Source organism: Collinsella sp. Sow4_E3 (assembly GCF_052116285.1).
GTDB lineage: Bacteria > Actinomycetota > Coriobacteriia > Coriobacteriales > Coriobacteriaceae > Collinsella.
The window spans coordinates 1-432 of the sequence record NZ_JBQKLJ010000125.1; the positions used below are offsets into that span (position 1 = coordinate 1).

Below are 432 nucleotides of genomic sequence, written 5' to 3' on the forward strand. Positions count from 1 at the left end.
GAGTCCGGCGAGCACCGAGCGGGCGATCGCCTGCTCATCGACGACCACGCCCTGACGCTTGGCGAGCTCCCGCACCAGCCGCAGCGTCTCCTGGCTGTTGATGCTGGCCCAGATCTGGTTGTTGTTGCGTGAGCTGGCGACGAGCGGGTTGTCGGACCCCTTCTGGAGCGGCTGCCAGTCGTAGGCGCTCAGCGCCTCGGTCACGATCCGCTTGAGTTCGTCCTTGGTGTAGGGCATGTCATCCTCCTGGGTGGATGTTTGGGTGGTGTGGGTGTCGGTGCGCTGCTGGTACTGCTCCCACGACAGGAGCGGGGACGGTCGCCACGGGTCCGGGTCGCGGTCCTTGCCGACGAGCCCGTCGAGGCCACGCCGGTAGTGCGACACCTGCACCATCGCCGACGCAGCCAGCCCCTCTGTGTTGGTGGTCTGGTC

Annotated in this window: 1 protein-coding gene; it reads right to left on the reverse strand. The window is 67.4% G+C overall.

Annotated elements, in window-relative coordinates; genetic code table 11:
• A partial coding sequence (locus ACTQ48_RS11585; RefSeq protein ID WP_441571084.1) for a hypothetical protein occupies positions 1-432 on the reverse strand: 432 nt, incomplete at both ends.